This is a genomic window from Actinomycetospora sp. CA-084318 (assembly GCF_050955885.1).
Lineage (GTDB): Bacteria > Actinomycetota > Actinomycetes > Mycobacteriales > Pseudonocardiaceae > Actinomycetospora.
In genome coordinates, this window is sequence record NZ_CP192098.1 from 5,905,956 (window position 1) to 5,920,852 (window position 14,897).

13 protein-coding genes and 1 tRNA gene are annotated in these 14,897 nt (G+C 73.2%); 6 read left to right on the forward strand and 8 right to left on the reverse strand.

The features are described 5' to 3' along the window. Positions 1-205: 205 nt before the first annotated feature. Positions 206-781: a dCTP deaminase gene (gene dcd / locus ACQPYX_RS28920; RefSeq protein WP_433800697.1), complete on the forward strand. Its 576-nt coding sequence runs from the start codon at positions 206-208 to the stop codon at positions 779-781. Between the two features lie 91 nt (positions 782-872). On the opposite strand, the gene ACQPYX_RS28925 is transcribed toward dcd, so the two are convergent. Beyond that, positions 873-2,633: a diguanylate cyclase domain-containing protein gene (locus tag ACQPYX_RS28925; RefSeq protein ID WP_433800698.1), complete on the reverse strand. Its 1,761-nt coding sequence runs from the start codon at positions 2,631-2,633 to the stop codon at positions 873-875. Positions 2,634-2,839: 206 nt separating this feature from the next. Next, on the reverse strand, positions 2,840-3,463 hold the full coding sequence (locus tag ACQPYX_RS28930; RefSeq protein WP_433800699.1) for a hypothetical protein: 624 nt from the start codon (positions 3,461-3,463) through the stop codon (positions 2,840-2,842). Between the two features lie 266 nt (positions 3,464-3,729). On the opposite strand from ACQPYX_RS28930, the gene ACQPYX_RS28935 reads away from it, so the two are divergent. The 5 genes from ACQPYX_RS28935 to ACQPYX_RS28955 all read left to right on the forward strand — a co-directional run bounded on the left by ACQPYX_RS28935 (position 3,730) and on the right by ACQPYX_RS28955 (position 8,633). Next, positions 3,730-3,803: transfer RNA gene (locus ACQPYX_RS28935), tRNA-Gly, on the forward strand. A 79-nt stretch (positions 3,804-3,882) separates the two neighbouring features. Next, positions 3,883-4,824, forward strand: a complete 942-nt coding sequence (locus tag ACQPYX_RS28940) for an alpha/beta hydrolase (RefSeq protein ID WP_433800700.1) — start codon at positions 3,883-3,885, stop codon at positions 4,822-4,824. Positions 4,825-5,326: 502 nt separating this feature from the next. Next, the gene (locus tag ACQPYX_RS28945) at positions 5,327-6,130 is read left to right on the forward strand and encodes a transglycosylase SLT domain-containing protein (RefSeq protein WP_433800701.1); all 804 of its coding nucleotides are present in this window, start codon (positions 5,327-5,329) and stop codon (positions 6,128-6,130) included. Between the two features lie 65 nt (positions 6,131-6,195). Then, positions 6,196-8,454: a carbon starvation CstA family protein gene (locus ACQPYX_RS28950; protein ID WP_433800702.1), complete on the forward strand. Its 2,259-nt coding sequence runs from the start codon at positions 6,196-6,198 to the stop codon at positions 8,452-8,454. After that, the gene (locus ACQPYX_RS28955; protein WP_433800703.1) at positions 8,454-8,633 is read left to right on the forward strand and encodes a YbdD/YjiX family protein; all 180 of its coding nucleotides are present in this window, start codon (positions 8,454-8,456) and stop codon (positions 8,631-8,633) included. Before ACQPYX_RS28950 ends, ACQPYX_RS28955 begins: the two co-directional genes overlap by 1 nt. 157 nt (positions 8,634-8,790) lie before the next feature. On the opposite strand, the gene ACQPYX_RS28960 is transcribed toward ACQPYX_RS28955, so the two are convergent. The 6 genes from ACQPYX_RS28960 to ACQPYX_RS28985 all read right to left on the reverse strand — a co-directional run bounded on the left by ACQPYX_RS28960 (position 8,791) and on the right by ACQPYX_RS28985 (position 14,731). Further along, positions 8,791-10,686 carry a propionyl-CoA synthetase gene (locus ACQPYX_RS28960; RefSeq protein ID WP_230749988.1) on the reverse strand — a complete coding sequence of 632 codons (1,896 nt, stop codon included), beginning with the start codon at positions 10,684-10,686 and terminating at the stop codon, positions 8,791-8,793. Positions 10,687-10,748: 62 nt separating this feature from the next. Then, positions 10,749-12,065: an amidohydrolase family protein gene (locus tag ACQPYX_RS28965; RefSeq protein WP_230749990.1), complete on the reverse strand. Its 1,317-nt coding sequence runs from the start codon at positions 12,063-12,065 to the stop codon at positions 10,749-10,751. A 13-nt stretch (positions 12,066-12,078) separates the two neighbouring features. Further along, positions 12,079-12,582 carry a hypothetical protein gene (locus tag ACQPYX_RS28970; RefSeq protein ID WP_433800704.1) on the reverse strand — a complete coding sequence of 168 codons (504 nt, stop codon included), beginning with the start codon at positions 12,580-12,582 and terminating at the stop codon, positions 12,079-12,081. 85 nt (positions 12,583-12,667) lie between these two features. Continuing rightward, on the reverse strand, positions 12,668-13,375 hold the full coding sequence (locus ACQPYX_RS28975; protein WP_230749994.1) for an NYN domain-containing protein: 708 nt from the start codon (positions 13,373-13,375) through the stop codon (positions 12,668-12,670). A gap of 131 nt (positions 13,376-13,506) precedes the next feature. Then, on the reverse strand, positions 13,507-14,238 hold the full coding sequence (trmB, locus tag ACQPYX_RS28980; RefSeq protein WP_433800705.1) for a tRNA (guanosine(46)-N7)-methyltransferase TrmB: 732 nt from the start codon (positions 14,236-14,238) through the stop codon (positions 13,507-13,509). Positions 14,239-14,302: 64 nt separating this feature from the next. Next, the gene (locus ACQPYX_RS28985) at positions 14,303-14,731 is read right to left on the reverse strand and encodes a hypothetical protein (protein ID WP_433800706.1); all 429 of its coding nucleotides are present in this window, start codon (positions 14,729-14,731) and stop codon (positions 14,303-14,305) included. Between the last annotated feature and the right edge of the window lie 166 nt (positions 14,732-14,897).

Genomic DNA, 14,897 nt, shown 5'->3' on the forward strand with positions numbered 1-14,897 from the left:
CCGGTCCCGGACGAAGGGGCCCTCCGGTCGACGCAATCGACCGGAGGGCCCCTTCGTTCGTTCGGGGGTCGACGACACGAGATCCACTCCTGCGGAGCGACGTGCTCGCGCAGCGAGCACATCGCTCGGCTCGTCGCGATCTTCGCCACGGCCGACGACGGGTGGCCCGGACCGGCGTGTCGGGTTGCGCCGATAGAGTGCACCGGTGCTGCTCTCCGACCGCGACATCCGGGCCGAGATCGCCGCGGGACGCGTCGCGCTCGAGCCGTTCGACGAGACGCTGCTGCAGCCCTCGAGCGTGGACCTGCGTCTGGACCGGCACTTCCGCACCTTCAACAACCACGCCTACACCCACATCGATCCGGCGCTGCAGCAGGACGACCTGACGCGGATGGTCGAGCCGCCGGAGGACGAGGCGTTCGTCCTGCACCCGGGCGAGTTCGTGCTCGGGTCGACCTACGAGGTCATCTCGCTCCCCGACGACGTGGCCGGGCGCCTGGAGGGAAAGAGCAGTCTCGGCCGTCTCGGGCTCCTCACGCACTCCACGGCCGGCTTCATCGACCCTGGCTTCTCCGGGCACGTGACGCTGGAGCTGTCGAACGTCGCGAACCTGCCGATCCGGTTGTGGCCGGGGATGAAGGTCGGGCAGCTGTGTCTGTTCCGCCTGTCCTCGCCCTCCGAGCACCCGTACGGCTCGGCGATCTACGGGTCGCGCTACCAGGACCAGCGCGGCCCGACGCCGTCCCGCTCCTACGTCAACTTCCGCAAGGGCCTGTCGTAGGGCGCCACCCCGAGGTGCGCACCAGGCAGCGCCGAAAGGCCCACGGCCTGCCCTGCGTCACCCTCGTGGGGGGCGGCAGTGGCCGGCCGGCTCAGCCGACGAGCTGCCCCGCCCGGTGCACCCGGTTCCGGCCCGAGTTCTTCGCGGAGTACAGCGCCCGGTCGGCCTCGGAGACCAGTCCCTCGCCGTCGCCGGCGTGGTGGGGCAACGTCGCGATCCCGAACGACGCCGTGACCAGTTGGCGGCCGCCGCGCTTGAAGTCTGCCTCCACCCGCTCGCGCAGCCGCTCCGCGAGGGCCGCGGCGTCCTCGGTGTCGCCGTGGGTGATGAGGATGGCGAACTCCTCGCCCCCGTACCGGTAGGCGGTCTCACCGTCGCGCATGGACGCCCGCAGCGTGCTCGCGACCTCCTGCAGGACGACGTCGCCCTGCTGGTGGCCGTACCGGTCGTTGAGCTCCTTGAAGTGGTCGAGGTCGAGCATGATCACCGACATCGCCTGCCCGTGCCGCTTCGCGTTCGCGACGGCGGTGTCGAGGTCGGCCCCGAGCCGTCGGCGGTTCGCGAGCTGCGTGAGCGGGTCGAACTGCGAGAGCCGCTCGGTGGCGGCGTGCAGCCGGCTGGCCTCGATGGCCGACCCGGCGAGGGTCGCGAGCATCTCCACCGCCGACAGCGACTGGCCGTCGACCTCGCCCTCGGTGCCGTCGAAGCACTCCAGGACGCCGATCACCCGCGCGCCGACCACGAGGGGCACGGCCACCGCGGCCTCGTCGTCGGTGTCGGGATCGCCGCGCGAGATCTGCCCGTAGCGGGCCGACCGGCCGACGACGCCCACGCCGAGGCTGCACTGGCGCTCGAGCGGCGGCACGGCGCCGCGCTCGGAGTCGTAGGCGAGCTCCAGGCCGGAGCCGTCCTCGTCGAGCAGCCACAGCAGCACGCGCCCCTCGGTGACCGCGACGGCGGCCTGGACGGTGGAGTCGACGACGTACCGGGTGTTCAGCGACCCCGCGATCTCGCGGGTCATGATCAGGATGGTGCGCAGCCGGTCGGTCTGGGCCTGCAGCCGCTCGGCCTGCGCCTGGGACTCCTCGCGCTGGTGACGCAGGGCCACGGTCATGTCGGCGAGGCCGTCACGCAGGGCGACGAGTTCGGCGGAGCCGGCGACCGGTTCCGGCGGGTGCAGACGTCCCTCGGAGATCCCGCGGACCGAGGCGAGGAGACCGTCGACGGGCGCGACGACGTGCCGCTCGAGCCGGCGACGGCCACGCAGCGCGACGACGAGGGTGCCGAGGCCGACGAGGACCAGCAGGACGCCGACCGACCACTGCATGATCGAGGACATGCGCTGGTTGTCCTCGATGGCCACCAGGGTCGCCGCGCGGGTGTCGTCCTTGCGGCCCTGGTAGTTGTCGAAGATGGCCTTGCCCTGGAGGAGGAAGGCCTCGACCCCGCCCGGCGGCGGCACCTGCCGGGCCCGGTCGGCCCACTCGGTCCGCCACCGCTGCTGGGCGAGCAGGAGCTGCAGGACGCTCTGGCGCAGCGCCGGTTCCTCGAGCAGGTTGACCATCTGGGTGTCCGCGGTCGCGAGCTCGGGGCTCGCCTTCGTCGCCTCGTCGGAGAAGAAGCGGTCGCCCGTGGCGAGGTAGCCGCGCAGCGAGGAGTCCATGGAGAGCATCGCCTGGTGCGAGTCCTCGACGGCGAGCAGACCGGCCTGCAGGCGGTCCTCGGCCGGTGAGGTGACCGCGGCGCTGTAGAGCACCCGGAACACGACCAGGAGCACGATCACCAGCGCGGCGACCGACACCGTGACGCCGAGGCGCTGGACCTCGGTGATCAACCTCGGTGCTCGTCTCACCCGCACACCCTCCTGGCCCGATGTCCCCCGGGGAGTCCCGTCGGGAGCCTCCGACGAGCGTGCACTCTGATGGACATCCCCCACCGGCGGCATGACGTTAGCCGGTTCCGGGTACGGGTCACAGCTTTACGGGCCAGGGACGAGTGGATCCGTGCTCAAGGAGCACGATTTTAGGCTGTTCGGCGTAGCGGCACGCGCGGAACGCCTCAGGCCGAGAGCGAGTTGCGCGGGCCGCGCGACGCCGGCATCCGCACGACGTTGGGGTCGCTCGCGTGCCGCGGGCGGGGTGGCGCGGGCGCCAGGCGCCGGTGCACGAGGAGGTCGAGCTCGGTCGGGTACGGCCGTCCGCCGTCGGGCGAGGTCTGCCAGGCCGCGAGTTCCGCGATCATGGCGGCGGTCGCCGCCGTGCGTGCGTCGGTCGGCGGGACGGACAGGTGCAGCAGCGGCACGCCGATCCCGGCGGCGCAGCGGGCTGCCGCGAGCGCGGCCTCCGACCCACCCCGGACCACGACGCCGGCGGGCGGCTCGCCCGTGATGAGGGCGTCCAGCCGCACGATCAGGCGAGCGGCCTCCTCGGCCCACCCGTGTGCCGGCCCGTCGAGCAGGAGCAGCCGGCCCGCGGGGGCCTCGAGTTCGTCGAGGGCCTCGTCGACCGCGAGCGGATCCACGCCGGTCGCGACGAGGACGGGCCGGACCGGCTCGTCACCCGCGTCGACACCCGGACGGCCCAGCGGCGCCAGCGCCCGGGCGTCCTCCGTCGAGGCGACGACGATCAGGAGTTCGGGTAGCTCCGGCGCGAGACCCGGGTCAGCGTGATCACCGAGCGTCATGGGCACCTCCCCACGGTCGTCCGCTCCACCCACGTGAACAGCACACACCAATCCGTCTCAACCCGACAGACGAGTGCGACAGGATTACCGCTTGGGCGCAATCGGATCCACGCTGCGTCACCGTTTCGGCCGCAACCGGACCGAGACCACAGCGTGATCCGAGTGAGTTACATCGGTGTGGTTGCGGTCCGCGTGAGCCGTTCGTGGCTCCGGAGGGTGCCTGGCGGACGGCCGCGGGAGCCGGTGTATCGTGATGATCGCAGCAGGCGAGTGTAGTTCAATGGTAGAACATCAGCTTCCCAAGCTGAGAACGCGGGTTCGATTCCCGTCACTCGCTCCACCAGCATCATCGCAGGTCAGCGGCCCGTCGCCCGGACATCCGGAGGCGGGTCGTCGTCGTTCGTGCCAGGGTCGCCTCCGTGAGCGCCCTGGACCCGGACCTGGCCGCCGGCATCGGGAGACTCGAGGCGGACGGCTGGTTGCCGATCACGCGCGAGACCCCCGACGAGGCCCGCCGCAACTACCGCGAGCTGTCCCTGCTGCGGCGGGGATCGGCCGACCTGCCCGTCGCGGAGGTCCACGACGACGTCGTCACCGACCCGACGACCGACACCGACGTCGTCGTCCGCGTCTACGAGCCCGAGCAGCCGAGCGGCGTCACCGTCGTGTGGTTGCACGGCGGTGGCTGGGTGGTCGGGGACCTCGACACCGGCGACGCCTCCGCCCGCCGCGTCTGCCGCCACCTGGGTGCCCGCGTCGTGTCCGTCGACTACCGGCTGGCCCCGGAGCACCCGCACCCCGCACCGCTGCAGGACGCGCACACCGCCCTGCGCTGGGCGGCGACGCAGGTCGGTGGCCGGCTCGTCGTCGGCGGCGACTCCGCCGGTGCCGGCCTCGCCGCGGGGGTCGCCCTGCTGGCCCGCGACTGGGGGCCCCGCCTGGACGGGCAGCTGCTGCTCTACCCGGGCCTCGACCCGACGATGTCGTACCCCAGCGTCGCCGCGAACGCTGCCGGCCCCTTCCTGACGGCGGCCGACATGCGGTGGTTCTGGGACCGCTACCTGCCCGACCCCGCCACGCACGCCGACCCCTCGGTCAACCTCGGCGAGGCCGCCCGGCTCGGCGAGCTCGGCGACCTCGCGCCCGCGGTGCTCGCCGTGGCCGAGTTCGATCCGCTGCACGACGAGGGCGTCGCCCACGCCGAGGCGATGGCCGCCGCGGGCGTGCCGGTCCGGCTGCTGCGGGGAGCCGGCCTGGTGCACGGCTTCTTCGGGCTCGGGTCCCTCTCGGCCGCCGCCCAGGCGGAGGGCGACCGCGCCCTCGACGCCCTGGCCGAACTCCTGGGCCTGAGCGCTTCCTGAGCCGGCTGGGCCGGACGCGCGGCCGACACCCCCGGACGCGCCGGGACACGACGAGACGTCCTGTCGACTCGCCGGAAGGTCCGCCACGGGCCACTCGTCGACCGCTCGTCCGGTGACCCGCTCGGCGCCCGTCGTCGTCGACCGTTCGACACGGCGGGACCGGCCGGTCGCCGCCGCGCGATGGACACGATCGGGGCGGCCGATCGCCACGTGGGCACGTTTGTCGACGCACGCGTCGTCGGGAACGGCCGTGACGCGCCGGGGACGGCACCCGCCCGGCCCGCGCCGACCGGGACCCCGCTATGTTCCGGCGGTCCAGATCACGACGAGGTCACGGCATCGCGCCGATGCCATCGCTCCCCGGCGGCCTCGTCGTGCCAGATCCCTGCGGCGAAGGGCGAAACACGTGGCGCGACACGGGCATCCGGCCTCCGGTCATCGGGTTACCCGCCCCGGTCTGGGCCACACCCCCGCGTTCGCCGCTCCCGCCCCGATGCGCCCGATGGCCTCGCGGGCGACGGTCTGGGCCCCCGCGCCGGTGCCCGCCCGGCCGCGCCCCGCACGGACGCTGTCCGGCGCGACCTCCGGGAAGATCCTCGTGGCGGCCGTGGCCGCCGGCGCGGTCGTCCCCGCCGTGCAGACCCTGGACACCACCCACACCGCCGACGCCGACCCCGGCACCGCGCAGCTGTCCGCGGCGCAGATGGCCCTGGCGTCGCAGCAGGGGCCGACGGCCCGGCCCGCCGCCACCGCGACCTCGGCGATCAGCGACGTGACCACCGTCGCGATGTCCACCGCCGACCTCGACGCCGCCGCGAAGGCCGCCGACACCGGCCCGGACGACCTGCAGAAGGCGATGTTCGTGGCCCGGGAGAACGGGCCGGTGGAGTTCGGCCGACCCTATGCGGCCGGCAACGACGACACGCTGAACGGGCAGATCGCGAAGGCGCTCGGGCTGATGGGCCTGCCGCAGAAGCTCGCGCCCGGCGTCAAGCAGATCATCATGCGGGAGTCCACGGGCAACCCGCGGGCGATCAACAACTGGGACTCCAACGCCGCGGCGGGCACCCCGTCGAAGGGCCTCATGCAGCTCATCGACACCACGTTCCGCAACGCGGTCCTGCCGTCGCTGGCCGACAAGGGCATCTACGACCCGGTCGCCAACATCACCGCCGGCGTGCGCACCATGATCGCCAACCACGGCCTGGACGCCGTCGTCGACGGCGGACTGCGCAACTCGGCGGGCAACTACATCGGCTACGGCGGGGCCAAGCTGCCCGACGACGGGTTGGGTCGCGCCGGCTAGACCGCTGACACTGTCGGTGTCGCCCCGTATGTTCCCTCTGTCCGGTTCGGGCGGAGGAGGGCGACATGACGGCGGTGTCTTCGGGCGACTCGGCGGCGGGCTCCGTCACCGAGCTTCCGCCCCCGGCGGTGGACGACGAGGTGCTCGAGGCGCAGCGCCGGCGGTGGACGCCGCTGCGGATCGCGGTGTGGACGGCGATCGCCCTCGTGGGCGGCCTCGGCTGGGTGATGCTCGCGCTCGTCCGCGGGGAGACCGTCAACGCGATCTGGTTCGTCTTCGCGGCCGTCGCCACCTACCTCATCGCGTACCGCTTCTACTCGGGCTACATCGAGCGGACGCTGCTCAAGCCCGACGACCGGCGCGCCACCCCGGCGGAGCACTCGGAGAACGGGCAGGACTACCTGCCCACCGACCGGCGGGTCCTCTACGGCCACCACTTCGCCGCGATCGCCGGCGCCGGGCCGCTCGTCGGGCCCGTCCTCGCGGCGCAGATGGGCTACCTGCCCGGCACGATCTGGATCATCGTCGGCGTCGTCCTGGCGGGCGCCGTGCAGGACTACCTGGTGCTGTTCTTCTCGATGCGGCGCGGCGGTCGCTCGCTGGCCGGGATGGCGCGCGACGAACTCGGACGCGTCGGCGGGGCGGCGGCCGTCCTGGCCACCCTCGCGATCATGATCATCCTGATCGCGGTGCTGGCGCTGGTCGTCGTCCAGGCGCTCGGGGAGAGCCCCTGGGGCGTGTTCTCGGTGGCCATGACGATCCCGATCGCCCTCTTCATGGGCTTCTACCTGCGCTACCTGCGGCCCGGGAAGGTCGGCGAGGTCTCGGTCGTCGGCGTCGCGCTGCTGCTGCTCGCCATCGTGGCCGGCGGCTGGATCTCGGAGAGCGGCGCGGCGGCGTTCTTCACCTTCGACCGCACCACGCTCGCCTGGGGCGTCGTCGTCTACGGCGTCGTCGCCGCGATCCTGCCGGTGTGGATGCTGCTCGCGCCCCGGGACTACCTGTCGACCTTCATGAAGATCGGCACGATCGTGCTGCTCGCCGTGGCGGTCGTCGTGGTCCGGCCGGACGTGATGGCCCCCGCGGTCAGCGAGTTCGCCGGGAACCCGGCGGGCGGCCCGGTCGTGCCCGGCCCGCTGTTCCCGTTCCTGTTCGTGACGATCGCCTGCGGAGCCCTCTCGGGCTTCCACGCGCTGATCTCCTCGGGCACGACGCCGAAGCTGCTGGAGAAGGAGCGCCAGACGCGCTTCATCGGCTACGGCGGCATGCTCATGGAGTCGTTCGTGGCGATCATGGCGTTGGTCGCGGCGGTGTCCATCGACCGCGGCATCTACTTCGCGATGAACTCCCCCGCGGCCATGACGGGCGGGGCCGTCGACTCGGCCGCCATGTTCGTGAACTCGCTCGGCCTCGCCGGGGTGAACGTCAGCCCCGAGCTGCTCGCGGGCACCGCGCAGTCGGTCGGCGAGCAGACCATCGTCTCGCGCACCGGTGGGGCGCCGACGCTCGCGCTCGGCCTCGCGAACATCCTGTCCGGCCTGTTCGGCGGCGCCGCGCTGATGAGCTTCTGGTACCACTTCGCGATCATGTTCGAGGCGCTGTTCATCCTCACCGCCGTCGACGCCGGCACGCGGGTGGCGCGCTTCATGCTCCAGGACGCGGTCGGCAGCTTCGTCCCGAAGTTCAAGGACATGTCGTGGCGGCCGGGCGTCTGGATCGGCACCCTCGTCATGTGCGGGGCCTGGGGCGGCATCCTGATCATGGGAGTCACCGATCCGCTCGGCGGGATCAACACGCTCTTCCCGCTGTTCGGCATCGCGAACCAGCTCCTCGCGGCGATCGCACTCGCGGTGTGTCTCGCCATCGTCGCGCGCCGCGGGTCGATCGGGACGCTGTGGATCGTGCTCGTGCCCCTCGTGGCGGTCACCGTGATCACGGTGACGGCGTCGCTCTACAAGATCTTCTCGTCCGTGCCCGCCGTCGGCTACTGGGCCCAGCACAACGCCTACCGCGAGGCCCTGGCGGCCGGGCGGACCAGCATGGGCGCGGCGCGCACGCCCGAGGCCATGGAGGCGGTCGTCCGGAACACCTTCATCCAGGGCTCGCTGTCGATCCTGTTCCTGGTCCTGGCGCTCGTGGTGATCGTGACCGCGGCGATCGCGGCGATCGGCTCGCTGCGGGCAGGCGGTCGGCCGAGCCTGGAGGACGAGCCGGTGCCGTCGAAGCTGTACGCGCCGTCCGGGCTGGTGCCTCAGCCCGCGGAGAAGGAGCTGGAGGCCCGCTGGCTCGCCGAGGTCGGGCCGCCGTCGCGGGGCGGTCACTGATGGCAGCGGTACGCGGCCTCGTGCAGTGGTGGCGGGGCGTGATCGGCGCCGACGCCTACGAGCGCTACCTGGAGTCGCACCACCGGCGCGGGCACACCCACCCGCCGATGGGCGAGCGCGAGTTCTGGCGGGCCAAGGTCGACGCGCAGGAGACGAACCCCGCGGGTCGGTGCTGCTGAGCGCTCACCCCCGAGCGTGAGGGGAACCCTCACGCCGATAGAGCGCTCGGATCCTCCCCTCACGGTCGGCGCCGCCGGATCGTGAGGGGAGGAACGGGCCGCCCCGACCGCGTGAGGGTTCCCCTCACGCGGAGCGGGCGGGCCCGGGCGGAGCGGATCAGCCGCCCGCCTGCGGCCCCTTCTGCAGCACCGGACGCAGGGTGTCCAGCACGGAGGCGTCGTCGATGGTCGAGGGCACCATGGCGTCCTGGCCGTCGGCGATCTGCCGCATCGTCTTGCGCAGCACCTTGCCCGACCGGGTCTTCGGCAGCGCCGGCACCACGGCCACGTTCTTGAACGACGCGACCGCACCCACCTCGCTGCGCACCAGGGCCACGAGCTCCGGCGCGATCTCGTCCTCCCCGCGGGTCACGCCCGCCTTGAGCACGACGAAGCCGCGCGGGACCTGGCCCTTCATCGCGTCGTGGACGCCGATCACGGCGCACTCGGCGACGTCGGGGTGCCCGGCGAGGACCTCTTCCATCGAGCCGGTCGACAGGCGGTGGCCGGCGACGTTGATGACGTCGTCGGTGCGGCCCATGACGAACACGTAGCCGTCGGCGTCCACGTAGCCGCCGTCGCCGGTGAGGTAGTAGCCCTCGTAGCGCGACATGTACGACTCGCGGAACCGCTCGTCGTCCTCCCACAACGTCTGCAGGCAGCCCGGCGGCATCGGCAGCTTGATCACGATGGCGCCCTCCTCCCCGCGCGGCAGCTCCGTGCCGTCGACGTCGAGCACGTCGACCTGGTAGCCGGGGACCGGGACCGACGGCGAGCCGGCCTTGAGCTCCATCGGCTCGAGCCCCCGCAGGTTCGCCGCGATCGGCCAGCCGGTCTCGGTCTGCCACCAGTGGTCGACGACGGGGACGCCGAGCGTCTCCGACGCCCACGTCCACGTCTCCGGGTCGAGGCGCTCGCCCGCGAGGAAGAGGGTCTGCAGCGAGGAGATGTCGTAGTCGCGCAGGAGGACCGCGTCGGGGTCCTCCTTCTTGATGCCGCGGAACGCCGTCGGTGCGGTGAACAGGGCCTTGACCTGGTGGTCCTGGATGACCCGCCAGAAGGCGCCCGCGTCCGGGGTGCCGATCGGCTTGCCCTCGTAGAGCACCGTCGTCGCCCCGGTCAGCAGCGGCGCGTAGACGATGTAGGAGTGCCCGACGACCCACCCGACGTCGGAGGCGGTGAACATGACCTCGCCCGGCCCGACGTCGTAGATCGCCGGCAGCGACCAGCGCAGCGCCACCGCGTGCCCGCCGTTGTCGCGCTGCACGCCCTTGGGCTTGCCGGTGGTCCCGGAGGTGTAGAGCACGTAGAGCGGGTCGGTGGCCGCGACCGGCACGCACTCCGTGGGCTCGGCGTCGGCCATCGCCTCGGCCCAGTCGAGGTCCCGCTCGGTCATCGGGGCCTCGTACTGCGGGCGCTGGAGCACGACGGAGCGGCCGGGGTCGTGCTCGGCCAGCTCGATGGCCTTGTCCAGCAGCGGCTTGTACTCGACGACGCGCTTGCCCTCGATGCCGCAGGACGCCGACACGATCGCCGAGGGCTTCGCGTCGTCGATGCGGACCGCGAGCTCGCGGGCGGCGAACCCGCCGAACACCACGCTGTGCACCGCGCCGAGCCGCGCGCAGGCGAGCATCGCGACGGCGGCCTCGGGCACCATCGGCATGTAGATGATCACCCGGTCGCCCTTGCCGACGCCCACCGAGCGCAGCACGCCCGCGAACCGGGCGACGAGGTCGCGCAGCTCGGTGTAGGTGAACCGCTGCTGCGAGTCGGTCACCGGCGAGTCGTGGATCAGCGCGACCTGGTCGCCGCGACCCGCGTCGACGTGCCGGTCCAGCGCGTTGTGGCAGGTGTTCAGCTCGCCGCCGACGAACCACCGCGAGAACGGCAGCGCCGAGGCGTCCATGATCGTCTCGGGCTCGGTGTACCAGTCGATGAGTGCCGCGGCCTCGCGCCAGAAGCCGTCGGGGTCGGTCATGCTGCGGTCGTAGGCCTCGCGGTACTCGCCACTCATGCGCGCGAGATTGCCACGCGAGGTGACCTGGCGCACCGTCCGGACGGTGTGGGTGGAACCCCTCAGCCCTTGATCCGCCGCCCGGCCGCCCGGGCTGCGCCGAGGATCTCCGCCGGGTCGACGCGGACCGGTGTCCCGTCGGCGAGCACCGCGTCGCCCGCGACCCACACGTCGCGCACCGAGCGCGACCCCGCCGACCAGACCAGGTTCGACACGAGCTGCGCCGGGTCGTCGGGGTCGACGAACGCCGGGTCGTCGAGGTCGACGTGCACCACGTCGCCCCAGGCTCCGGGGCGCAGCCGCCCGAGGTCGTCGCGGCCCAGCGCGTCGGCACCGCCCGCCGTCGCGAGCAGCAGCACGTCGGCGGCGGTCAGCGCGGTCGCGTCGGCGTGCCGCTGGCGGGCGAACAGGGAGGCGAGACGCTGCTCCTCCCACAGGTCGAGGTCGTCGTTCGAGGCCGGCGAGTCGGTGCCGAGCCCGACCCGCAGGCCCGCCGTCAGCATCTCCCCGACCCGCGCCACCCCGGCGGCGAGCTTCGCGTTCGACCCCGGGCAGTGGGCCACGGCCACGTCGTGCCGGGCGAAGATCTCCAGGTCCTGGTCGGACATCTGGATCGAGTGCGCCGCGAGCACGCGACCGCCCAGGCTGCCGGTCGTCTCGAGCATGGCCGGCACGGAGCCGTAGACCGCGCGGACCTCGTCGTCCTCCCCGACCGCCTCCGCGACGTGGATGTGCAGCAGCGCCCCGCGCTCGCGGGCCGCCGCGGCCGTCGTCGCGACCGCCTCCGTGGACAGCGTGTACGCCGAGTGCGCGCCGTAGCCGAGCTCGACGCGCTCGCCCGGCCCGAACCGCAGACCGTCGGCGTCGATCCAGCGCGAGACGCCGTCGCGCATCTCCTCCCACGTGCCCAACCGGTCCATCCCGGGCGCGGTGATGATCCCCGGCGTCATGACGACGCGGGAGCCGAGTTCGAGCACGGCCTCGACCACCGTCTCGGCCCAGAAGTACATCTCGGTCGAGGTGGTGACGCCGGCCCGCAGCATCTCCGCGCCGCCCGCGAGCATGCCGGTGCGGACGTCCGCTGCGTCCAGCCGCGCCTCGGCCGGCCAGACCACCTCGGTGAGCCAGCGCATCAGCGGCAGGTCCCCGCCCATCCCGCGCAGCAGCGCCAGCGGCGTGTGCGCGTGCGTGTTGACCAGACCCGGCATGAGCAGACCCGTGCAGTGCGTCGTCGGCGCGTCGGTCGCCGGGGCCTGCGCGGCCGGCCCGACGAAGGCGATCCGCCCGGCCTCGTCGACGTCCACCACCGCGTCCCGCAGCGGCACCGGCGGCCCGTCACAGGTCAGGACGAGCGGGGCGGCGAGACGGCGCGCGGTCATGCGTCCAGTCTGATCAGCGCGCCGCGAGCGCGCACAGAAGGGTCAGCTGGCGGCGCATCATCACCAGGTCCCCCCACGCCAGCGCCTTCCCGACGACCGCTCCGGCGCGGTCGAGCACGACGGTGGCGGTCAGCCGGGAGCCGGCCGGGTCGGGGTGCACGGCGTAGGTGACCGCGAACTCGCCCACCGGGCCGCGCGTCGACCGGCGCCGGATCGTCAGGTGCTCGCCGGCGACGAACGAGTCGATCACGAAGATCATCAGCAGCCGTTGACCGACCTGCAGGTCGTCGGCGCCCGGCGTCAGCGTGCGGGGGCTGCGGCGACCCAGGTTGTCGACCAGGTCGTAGCTGTAGGGCGCGACCGTGAGCTGGCCGAGCCACCGCCAGAGCGTGGCCGGGTCGGCGGTGCTGGTGGCGCCGCGGGTCCAGCGGGCGGAGGGCGCGGCGACGAGGTCGTCGGCCGGCGTGCGGCGGGCCCGCTCGTCAGGCGTCGTGCCCCAGTGCTCAGGCAGGTCCACGGATCCCTCCCCGGCCGCGTCGACGAAGCGGCGTTCCTGCCACTGGATGACAGCAACGACGCTTTCCTGCCACAGGAGGTGGGGCCTACCGGTCGAGCAGCGACCGCAGCGACCGGAGCGGCTGCAGCCAGGCACCACCGGGGGGCAGCGTGTCGAGGCTGACCCGCGGCAGGGGCTCCCGGAAGACGCCCTCGATCTCCTCGAGGTCGAGGAACGCGAGGATCTCCGACGCCACCGCGAACGCGGCGTACTCCCGGAAACCGATCACGGTGACCCGGATGCCCTGCTCGACGAGGGCCTCGAGCGGCTCGCGGAAGGCCCGCCCGTCCCCGGAGGCCACCACCACGTGCTCGAGACCGCCCTCGGCGTGACGCGCCTGGATGTGGGCGAGCATGTCGTCGTCGACGTCGGAGTCCTCGGCCGTCTTCGGCTTGGCGAAGACCGCGAACCCGACGTTGCGCAGCGCCTCGACCCAGGGCCGCACGATCTCCGTGGACCCGGGCACGACGTTGGTGAACACCGTCGCCTCGGCCAGGCCCTCGGGCCCCGCGAGGCCGAGCAGCCACCGGCCGACCGCGTCGAACCGCGGGCGGAACGCCGAGGTCGGTCGGGCGCCGAGCAGCGAGCCGAGGCTCATGTCCATGTTCGGGGCGTCCCAGACGAGCAGCGTCCGGGCCGGCGGCGGGGGCACGTCGGCGTCGACGTCCGCGTCCGGGTGGCTCCCGCCCGCCAGCGTCACCGGGCCCGTCGCGTGCGCGAGGTCGGCCGGGGAGGGCGCGGGGGAGGGTGACACGTTGTCGACTCTAACGGCCCGCCGCCGACGCGTCCGGCGCGTTCCCCCGTCGCTCCGCTCGCCCCGGGACTGCGTTCCCCCGTCGCTCCGCTCGCCCCGCGACCGGCTCCCGTCCTCGTCGTACCGGATGATCACGCGGGGTCCCCGGTGCGGACCAGCAGCAGGTCACGGCTGGGTCGGCCCTCGCGCTCGGCCCGGGTCTCGAACTTCGTCAGCGGCCGCCAGTCGGGCCGCGGCGCCCAGCCGCCGTGCGGGTTCTCCAGCCTCGGCTCGGCGTCGGTGACCTCGAGCATCCACTCCGCGTAGTCGGCGACGTCGGTCGCGAGGTGCAGCGTGGCGCCCGGGCGCAGCCGGGACGCCATGAGCGCCACCGTCGACGGCTGGATCAGCCGCCGCTTGTGGTGCCGTCGCTTCGGCCAGGGGTCGGGGTAGTAGACGCGCAGGTTGTCCAGCGAGTCGGGGGCGACGTGGTCGCGCAGCACCACCACGGCGTCGCCGCGCAGCAGGCGGAGGTTGGTGAGCTCCGCGGCCTCGATGCGCATGAGCAGCTGGGCCAGGCCGGGCGGGTAGACCTCCACCGCGACGTGGTCCGCCTCGGGCTCGGCCGCGGCGAGGGCCGCCGTCGTCTCCCCCATCCCCGACCCGATCTCGAGGCGCAGCGGCGCGGATCGGCCGAACCAGCGGGCCGCGTCGAGGTGTCCGGCGTCGTCCAGGACGTCGGAGAGCTCGGCGAGCTCCCGGCCGTAGAGCGGCCACGCGCGGTCCCAGGCCCGTTGCTGGCCCGGCGTCACCCGGCCTCCGCGGTCGGCGAAGCTCACGATCCCGCGACGCTCGTCGAGCCCCGCGACGTCTCCTGCTGGCACGGGGTCGATCCTCACATCGGGCACGGACGGACGGCGCGGCGGGAGGATGCCGCGGGGCGGATCGTCAGGAGCCGCCGGGGCCGAGGGCCTGGCTCGGCCCCGGGTCGCGCGGCGCACGTCGGCCGCCCCGGAGGTTCGCGGCCATCTGCTGCACGCGGCTGTTGTTCCGGATGCGCGCGAGGACCACGAGCGTGACCACGTGCAGGATGCCGAGGAACACCAGCATCGAGCCGATCTTGGTGACGACGTACTGGACGGTCCCCTCGATCTCGAAGGGATCCCACGTCGACATGAGCGCGATGAAGCCGACGGCGACGGTGTAGTAGGCGACCGACAGCAGCCGGCTCACCGACTGCGCCGCGTCGTGGTCCTCGAACACCTCGCGCAGGAAGCCGAGCCCCGAGCGCTGCAGGACCAGGCCGACGAGGACGGCCATGATCGTTCCGATGGCGACGACGAGCAGGTAGGTGCCCGTATCGGCGCTGGAGGCCACGGCGGAGCCCTTTCGTCTCGATGGCCCGGGGTGCCCCGGTCGAGACACACCATCCCCTGAACGGGGAGCGCGCGAAACCCGGCACGCAGGGGAGTCCGGGGCGGATGTGGCTGGTGAGGTCCGCGGAACGGCCCCCACGGCCGGCTCCGGCTCCCTACCCTGCCCG

What these genes read in the sequence shown, in the direction of transcription:
- ACQPYX_RS28930 (WP_433800699.1), bottom strand. Translation starts at nt 3,463, where the DNA reads ATGACGCTCGGTGATCACGCTGACCCGGGTCTCGCGCCGGAGCTACCC.
- ACQPYX_RS28945 (WP_433800701.1), top strand. Translation starts at nt 5,327, where the DNA reads ATGGCCTCGCGGGCGACGGTCTGGGCCCCCGCGCCGGTGCCCGCCCGG.
- ACQPYX_RS28950 (WP_433800702.1), top strand. Translation starts at nt 6,196, where the DNA reads ATGACGGCGGTGTCTTCGGGCGACTCGGCGGCGGGCTCCGTCACCGAG.
- ACQPYX_RS28955 (WP_433800703.1), top strand. Translation starts at nt 8,454, where the DNA reads ATGGCAGCGGTACGCGGCCTCGTGCAGTGGTGGCGGGGCGTGATCGGC.
- ACQPYX_RS28960 (WP_230749988.1), bottom strand. Translation starts at nt 10,686, where the DNA reads ATGAGTGGCGAGTACCGCGAGGCCTACGACCGCAGCATGACCGACCCC.
- ACQPYX_RS28965 (WP_230749990.1), bottom strand. Translation starts at nt 12,065, where the DNA reads ATGACCGCGCGCCGTCTCGCCGCCCCGCTCGTCCTGACCTGTGACGGG.